The sequence below is a fragment of the Microcoleus sp. Z1_B2 genome (assembly GCF_036700325.1).
Lineage (GTDB): Bacteria > Cyanobacteriota > Cyanobacteriia > Cyanobacteriales > Microcoleaceae > Microcoleus.
In genome coordinates, this window is the sequence record NZ_JAUBOQ010000010.1 from 117,001 (window position 1) to 124,658 (window position 7,658).

Below are 7,658 nucleotides of genomic sequence, written 5' to 3' on the forward strand. Positions count from 1 at the left end.
TCGAACTCTCCTTGCGACATACTTTCAAAAATGGCGTTTATGGCCAGTATGTCGCAGTGAATAAGACATTTTTGGGCCACAAACCCGTGTTTTTTGCCTTAATATTTGAGATTATTTCTTGGTAATTTTCCACAGATTAAGCTCGACATTAGTGTCAGCCGGATCTATTTGATAGTTTTGTTGCTGAATTGCCGATCGCAAAGTAGAGGACGGTCTGTATAAAAACAACTCATTGAAACCGGCGGGAATTTGCGGGGGTTGGGGTTTTTTCTTTGCCAATTCTCGATTTTTGTAGCAAGAAGTGTAACAGCGGGGTTCTATTAGCAGTTTTACTTTGGGTTCTAGGTAATAACTTAAAGGCATGATATATGCAATATTGGCATCGCTGATAAATAGGGGATTGCTGGCTTGATTGACAGTTGCGGCTACTTCCAAGGCACGCAACCAACCGCTGCCTTTATTCCACCAAATATCTGCTTGAGAACTAACTCCACCGGATATAATACCTGCGGAAAAAACTCCCACTATAACTATTTTCCACAGTTTTTGCTGTTTTAATTTCTCCAAATTGCTACTGATTTTCGCAGACAGCAGGTAAGCCACTGCTATCTGAATTCCCACATAACAAGGAACTAAATATCGCGGATTTGCCGATCGCCTTCCACCCTTGATTATATCAGGCACTGCTAAAAACAAAGCAGTTGTTGCAATTAATAACAATACAATCAACCACACTCGCTTTGGTGTTTGTCGGCATAGATAATAAAGGGCATAGCCGACTAAAGCTAGAATCATGATACCAACTGGAATTAGCAAGGCAAGTTGTGTGGCGTTGGCAGTTCCATCAATGCCAATATCAAAAAATGCTATGGTGATGGAACCAACCCATCTGCTGACTAATCTTAAGAAATTTGTTTGTTCTGCCCATATTGTTGTGCTTCTAACTTGATTGAAATTTTCTACAGTATTTACCAGGGAAGGCATGAAGCATATCAAAGCGATTAAAGATGCTACATAATAGGAAATAAATGTTTTCACATCGCGCCAGTTGGCAATAACTGCGACGTAGATTGCGTGGGCGGCAGCGACGCAGACAAATAACAAGTGGGTGTACAATCCCAGTGTTGCTGTGGCTGCATAAAGCGCCCAGGAAAGAACAAGGGCGACAGGATTTTGATTTTCGTCAGGGCGTGTTGCTCGCAGCAAGGCGGCAGTGGATAAAATAGTAGTTACTGTCCACAAACTGTACTGTCTTGCTTCTTGGGCAAAGAGGATGTGGTAGGGAGAAATTGCGAAAATTGCGATCGCCATCCATGCTACTGCTGAAGATTCAAATAACTCCCAAGCCAGCCAATAAATTGCGGGAAATACTAGCAGGCTAATCACGGCTGCCAAACTTCTCATTGCTGCAACGGAAGTGCCGAACCATTGCGCCCAATATCGCGCTAATACGTAATACAGCGGCGGGTGGTGGGGGTCTTCTGTTGCTAAAGAATTCAGGGTATCCCTTAAGGTTTTTTCGGAATTTATCTGCTGATATTTTTGTAAATCCGCAGGCGAGGTTATTTTCTGGTAGGAAATTTCTTTGATTATTTCGGCTTCGGTGTAGCCAGAAACTCTTAAAGAAGTATATGTTTCGTCGATCCAGTAAAATTTGCGATCGAGATTGGCGAACCGAAATAAAATACCTATGACTAATACGGCTATAATTAAAAATTGCAGCCAATTTCGGGGAACATTAAAACGCATTTTTCCAACCCTACTTCATTTTTTTAGCAATTTTCTCAAAATTATATGTTGATTTTGTAGAGTGTAAAGAGTTGGTATTTCATAACGAGTATTTTTTTCTATTTCTGTTTTGAATTCTCTGGAAATACCATACAAAAAAATCTCGTTAAAATTTGGTGGGATTTTCACAATTTTAGGTGGCAATACTAAAAACTTAGCAGGGGAATTGATTAAGTAACTCAAACTGAGTAAGTTGCCGATCGTATCTACACTATACACCCACAAGTCTGTTATGAGTAATGGCCGAGAAGCTGAGTTTACCGTGCGGGCGATCGGGATGTTAATATAAGAGCGGTCTTTATTCCACCAAGAGTCTGCTGGCAAATAGATGCAGCAGGATATAATTCCAATAGAGAGCAAAGCAGCCAGAGCCAGTCTCCACAGCTTTAGCAACTGCATTGTAACTTGAGGAGATGTCATTTTTACCGCCAAAAAATAGGAAACAGCTATCTGCATTCCTAAATAACAGGGAATCATGTAGCGGGTGTTGATCGATCGCATTCCGCCCCAGATTAAATCCGCTGGCAGGAAAATGGCTAATGTCACGCACGTTAATGTCATAACAAACAACCAAACACGTCTTTCTGTCTGACTCAGCAGCAAATAAAAAGAATATCCGACAATTATTAAAATCATTAAAATAATTGGGATAGTTAATATGAAATATAATCGTGGCAAATCAGAGTATAATCCTACATCAAAAAATTGCCTAATAATGTTTAAAACGAAATTTAAAACTAATTTTGAAATTGGAATTCTTAAGGACTGCCATGCTATTTTGTCACTGACATTTTGCGAATTTATTAAATAAACTACAGTCCAAGGAAATAAGGCAATAAATCCTGCGCTTGCTGCTATAAAATACCCAATTACCGTCTTGTTAAACCGCATATTTTCCGAGAGGGCTACATAAATTCCATGCCCTAGCACCACCAGTGCAAATAATAGGTGAGAATAAAATCCCAGTGCTACTGTTACCGCATAAATTGCCCAACTGCTGTTAGTTTTTAGCCGCATTGCCCGCAGCAAAGCAGCGCTAGACAGCAAAATTATTAATACAAACAAGCTGTAAGGTCGAGCTTCTTGAGCGTAAACTATTTGAAAAGGCGATACAGCTAGTAATGAAACTGCCAACCAAGCTGTCAGCGAGGAATCAAATAATTCTAAGCACAGCCAATACATACAAGGCAATGCGAGCAAACTAAAAACAGCCGACATACTTCTAGTTACAGCCACTGAATCGCCGAACAGTTGCACCCAAAATCTCGTCGCTACAAAATACAGCGGAGCGAGTTGGGGTTCTTCTAAAGCTAATCCTTTTACGGTATCTACGACGGTTTTTTCTGAATTTATCCGTTGATATTTTTGTAAAAATTTAATGTCCCGACTTTCACCGTCAACTACTTGCTGAATAAACTCAGATTCTGTATATCCAGATAACCGCAGGGATGTGTAACTTTCATCTATCCAGTAAACTTTCTTTCCTAGGTTGGCGAAGCGAAAGAATATGCCGAGGACTAATACAACTATAATTAAAAATCGCAGCCACTTGTCAAGTGAAGGGTTGTGAGAATTTAGTCGATCGCGATCTTTGGTAGATTCCATTTTATAACTAGCTAATCTCCCACAATTTTTTTCTGTCACCCCACCTGTAAGGTGCGCTGGGCGCACCCTACCAACTTAACAGCCAGAGAGAGGACTTCAGTCCTCTCTACAAACAAAGGAATGATTAATCATCCACTCCTTCAATCGGCGCAAAACCTTGGCGCTGAATATTTTCGGTTATGGTGCGCGGTTCGAGGAATTGTAGCAAATAATCCGGGCCGCCAGCTTTAGAACCAACTCCCGAAAGTTTGAATCCTCCGAAAGGTTGGCGCGATACCACAGCCCCGGTAATTCCGCGATTGATGTACAGGTTTCCGACTTCAAAATCGGATGCGGCTCGATCGATATGCGAAGGCGTGCGAGAATACAATCCGCCGGTTAAAGCAAAATTAGTACCGTTAGCAATCGCAATCGCTTCGCTGAAATTACGAGCCCGAATCACCGACAAAACCGGGCCGAAAATTTCTTCTTGGGCGAGAGTTGCTGTGGGCGATACTTCGGTAACAATGACTGGGCCGACAAAATAACCGGTTTCTGGTGCCGGCATTTCTAAAGCTATTTTAGCTTCGGCGCGACCTTTTTCGATGTATTCGCGGATGCGCGAATGGGCATTTGCATCGATCACAGGGCCGACTTGAGTGCCGGGATTTTCTGCGGGGCCGACATTGAGCGATCGCGTCGCTTCTACCAATCTTGCCACAAAATTATCGTACACCGATTCGACCACAATTACTCGCGAACAAGCGGAACATTTTTGGCCGCTGTATCCAAATGCCGAATAAACTACGCCTGCAACTGCTTGGTCTAAATCCGCACTTTCATCGACAATAATTGCATTCTTGCCACCCATTTCCGCAATTACTCGTTTCAGGTGTTTTTGTCCAGGCTGCAAAATCGCAGCATCGGCATAAATCTGACAGCCAACTTCCTGAGAACCCGTGAAAGTAATCATGTGAACGTCGGGATGTTTCACCATGTAAGCGCCGACGGTGGAACCTTTGCAAGGCACGTATTGAAATACGCCTTTGGGGATTCCGGCTTCTACCAATATTTCAGCTATTTTTGCTGCAATTACTGAGGAAACTTCCGCAGGTTTGAGCAAAGTACAATTACCTGCCACCAGGGATGCAACTGTCATGCCCACAGGAATTGCGAGGGGAAAATTCCAAGGTGAAATGATTAAAGAAATGCCGCGTGGCTGATAGCTGTAGCGGTTAGTTTCTCCGGGAATGTCGTAATTTTTCCCTTGTTCTAACCGTTCCATTTCGTCGGCGTAGTAGCGGCAAAAATCAATAGCTTCGGAAACTTCGGCATCGCATTCTCTGACGGGTTTGCCGACTTCAAACACCATCCAAGCTGATAGTTCGTGCCGCCGCTGTTCCATCAATTCTGCGGCTTTGCGGAGGACGCCTGCCCGCTGGCGGACGGGGGTTTTTCGCCAACCGGTGAAGGCTGCTTTTGCTGCTTCAAGGGCTTGTTTGGCCTGTTCTTCGGAAATCAATCCGATTGTGCCAACTACTTCTGTGGGATTGGAAGGGTTGAGTGAGTTAACTGTGGCTTCAGTATTTTGGTACTCGCCATTGATTAGCGGTAAATAGGTTTTACCTAGGTTGGCGCGCACTGATTTGATGGCTGTTTCTGCTTGTTGCCGCAATTTGGTATTGGCGTAGTCGGTATCGGCAACGTTGGGAAATACTTTGCTGTAAACTAGCTGGTCATTTCCGTTAGCAACTGGTGCGGCTAACAATTGTTCGATCGGCATTTCTTCGGAACTTTGCCGGATGAAAGAACTGTTGGCGGTATTTTCCAGCAAACGGCGGATCAAATAAGCCATTCCCGGCAGCAAATCGCCGTAGGGACAGTAGACTCGCACGCGATAACCCCGATCGACCAAAAGCTTAGCCAATTTGTCGCCCATGCCATACAGCACTTGCATTTCAAAGCGGCGGCGCGGTATATTGAGAGTTTCGGCAATGGCGATCGCCCTCGCTTGCGATCGTACATTATGACTGCCAATAGCTGCATACAAATATTCGTGATTTTCTAGCAGCAACTGCGTCATCTGCTCGAAATTGGCATCGGTAGCAACTTTGTCATTGTAGACAGGCTGCGGCCAATCTTTCTGCATCGCTTTGATAGTTTCCTGATCCCAGTAAGCGCCTTTTACCAGCCGCACTGTTACCGGATTTTCGCGTTTTTTTGCCCAGGAAATCAGGTTTCGCAAATCTTGGGCGCTGTCGCGCAAATAAGCTTGCAATGTAATTCCAATATCCGTGCGGCTGCGAAACTCTTCCTCTAACAATAAGTCTTTGAGAATGCTCAGAGTTAAACTTTTGTAAGCATACTGTTCCATATCGAAATGAACCGCCGCGCCCAATTCCTTCGCGCGACGCAGTAAAATGCGAATTCTCTCGCTTACTTTCTCCTCACTACCTTTAGCATCCAAAGGGTCAAACTGAGAATAAAAAGCCGTTAACTTTACCGATACTTGCACTCGCGGCAAAGTTTCGCCGTCAGCTTTGTCAATTGCATCTACCTGCGGCCAATTCTTCGCTGCATTGGCGAGTTCCTCCATCAATTCCAAATAGCGGTTAAGATAAATTTCCGCCTCAGTTTCAGTGATGACAGCTTCCCCCAAAAGGTCAACTGTAAAACCCATTTTATCTTTGCGAAGCCGCTCTAAAGTTTTAACTACCTGCTTGATATTTTCCCCAGAAATATACTTGTGCGCCAAAGTTTCCACTGCAGGCGCAACCGTCGTCGCAGCCAATTGTCCAGGAATCGAATCAGCGTTAGTAAAATTGAGTAATTTTTTCAAAGCTTCGGGCAATTCTACCTCTTGGGCGGTCAGGTATTCTTGCAGGTGGCGGGCAATTTCCGGCTTGCTGCGGAGTGCCGGCAAACAGTCGATGAATCGAAACAATTGCACCCGCAGTCCGGGGTTAGCCATCGCCCAATCCATTAGTTTGTCGTCCCAGCGCATTTGGTCTTGCAGTTGACCGAAAAAAGAGCGCTTTTTGTCTTGAGTTGCCTTCAGGATTTCTTTGGCAATTTCCTGGGTTTTTGCTTCGTAGATGCTTGGAGATATTTGTGCAACCATTGGTAATTAGTAATGGGTAATTTGTAATTTGCAACCAGGGCGGGTTTATGTATTGTGTAACTACCCCCTGAGACAATTATACTTGCTATTTGACTTCAATCTTAACTTGGTAGTTTGCTTGGCGATCGCCTGAAATTTCAATAGTATAATCGCCGCTACTGGCTAGTTGACCTTGCCACTGACCTGTGCTATCAGTAGTACCTAAATTTTCACCGTTAGGAGCAATAATTGCGGCGCTAACTTGACCTTCTTGAACATTAATTGTCATGCTTTGGCCGCTATTGCACTCCAGTAAGTAGCGCCTGGATATGTTGGCTCGCAAACTATTGCTCAGAGTCGTTCCCGTAGCACCGGCTTGAAAGTAAACTCGCTCGGTTACAGGGGTTTCAACCGCAGCGGGAGTTGGAGTTGGAGAAGGCAACGGCAAAGGAGAAGGCAACGGCGAAGCAAGTTGCGGAACACCAGACAGAGAGGGGATTTGAGTGGGACGGGGCGACGGAGGGAATGTGGGGGGCCGTCCATTTCCAGGGGCTGGGGGAAGTCCGGGCCTGCGGTTGGCGGGCGCTGCTGCGACAGGCGGAGGGCTTTCGGGGAGGGGTACGTCAGCGGGTAGTTTGATTTGAAGGTTGGCTCTTTCCTGATACATTTTCCACGCTAGCAAACTGCCGAGACTAAGGACGGAACCGACTAAGATTCCGCTGAGAAAAACTGCTAAGATTTGCCACGAGCGAGCTGGTTTTGGTTCGGGGTTGGCAGTTGGAATTGTTGGAGGCGGATAACTTGTAATTTGAGTTGTTTCCGGCGTGCTATCGGCGACAACTGGAATTGTTTCGGCTGCGTCGATGGGCGCTGAAATATCTTCGGGCGTGGCAATTTCTGCGGGAGTTTCTGCTGATGCGGAAGTTGAATCAGCCCTGGCAATTTCACTGCGATCGAACTCATCGCTGGTAGTGGAAATTATTTCCGGGTGCTGAGTCAAAATTTGTTTTTTTTCCTGTTCGTCGCTCATGGGGCTAAAATTATTTTACAAAGACCGCTTTTAGACATTTTACGTTACTGGTGCGATCGCCTGCACTGAAATTATCTAGCAGAATGAAGAAGGCACAACCAGTGATTTTGACACGGATACACGCATCTTGCCTGTTCATAAAAATGGTACTTGTGT

At 44.8% G+C, this 7,658-nt stretch carries 4 protein-coding genes; all 4 read right to left on the bottom strand.

The window, feature by feature from the left end:
• Positions 1-111: 111 nt before the first annotated feature.
• The gene (locus tag QT984_RS08060) at positions 112-1,749 is read right to left on the bottom strand and encodes a glycosyltransferase family 39 protein (RefSeq protein ID WP_333261222.1); all 1,638 of its coding nucleotides are present in this window, start codon (positions 1,747-1,749) and stop codon (positions 112-114) included.
• A gap of 15 nt (positions 1,750-1,764) precedes the next feature.
• Entirely contained in the window at positions 1,765-3,393 is a 1,629-nt protein-coding gene (locus tag QT984_RS08065; protein WP_333209889.1) for a glycosyltransferase family 39 protein, read from the bottom strand.
• 124 nt (positions 3,394-3,517) lie between these two features.
• On the bottom strand, positions 3,518-6,493 hold the full coding sequence (pruA, locus tag QT984_RS08070) for an L-glutamate gamma-semialdehyde dehydrogenase (RefSeq protein ID WP_333209890.1): 2,976 nt from the start codon (positions 6,491-6,493) through the stop codon (positions 3,518-3,520).
• Positions 6,494-6,578: 85 nt separating this feature from the next.
• Complete coding sequence (locus QT984_RS08075; RefSeq protein ID WP_333051674.1) at positions 6,579-7,502, bottom strand: hypothetical protein; 924 nt, start codon at positions 7,500-7,502, stop codon at positions 6,579-6,581.
• Positions 7,503-7,658 lie beyond the last annotated feature (156 nt).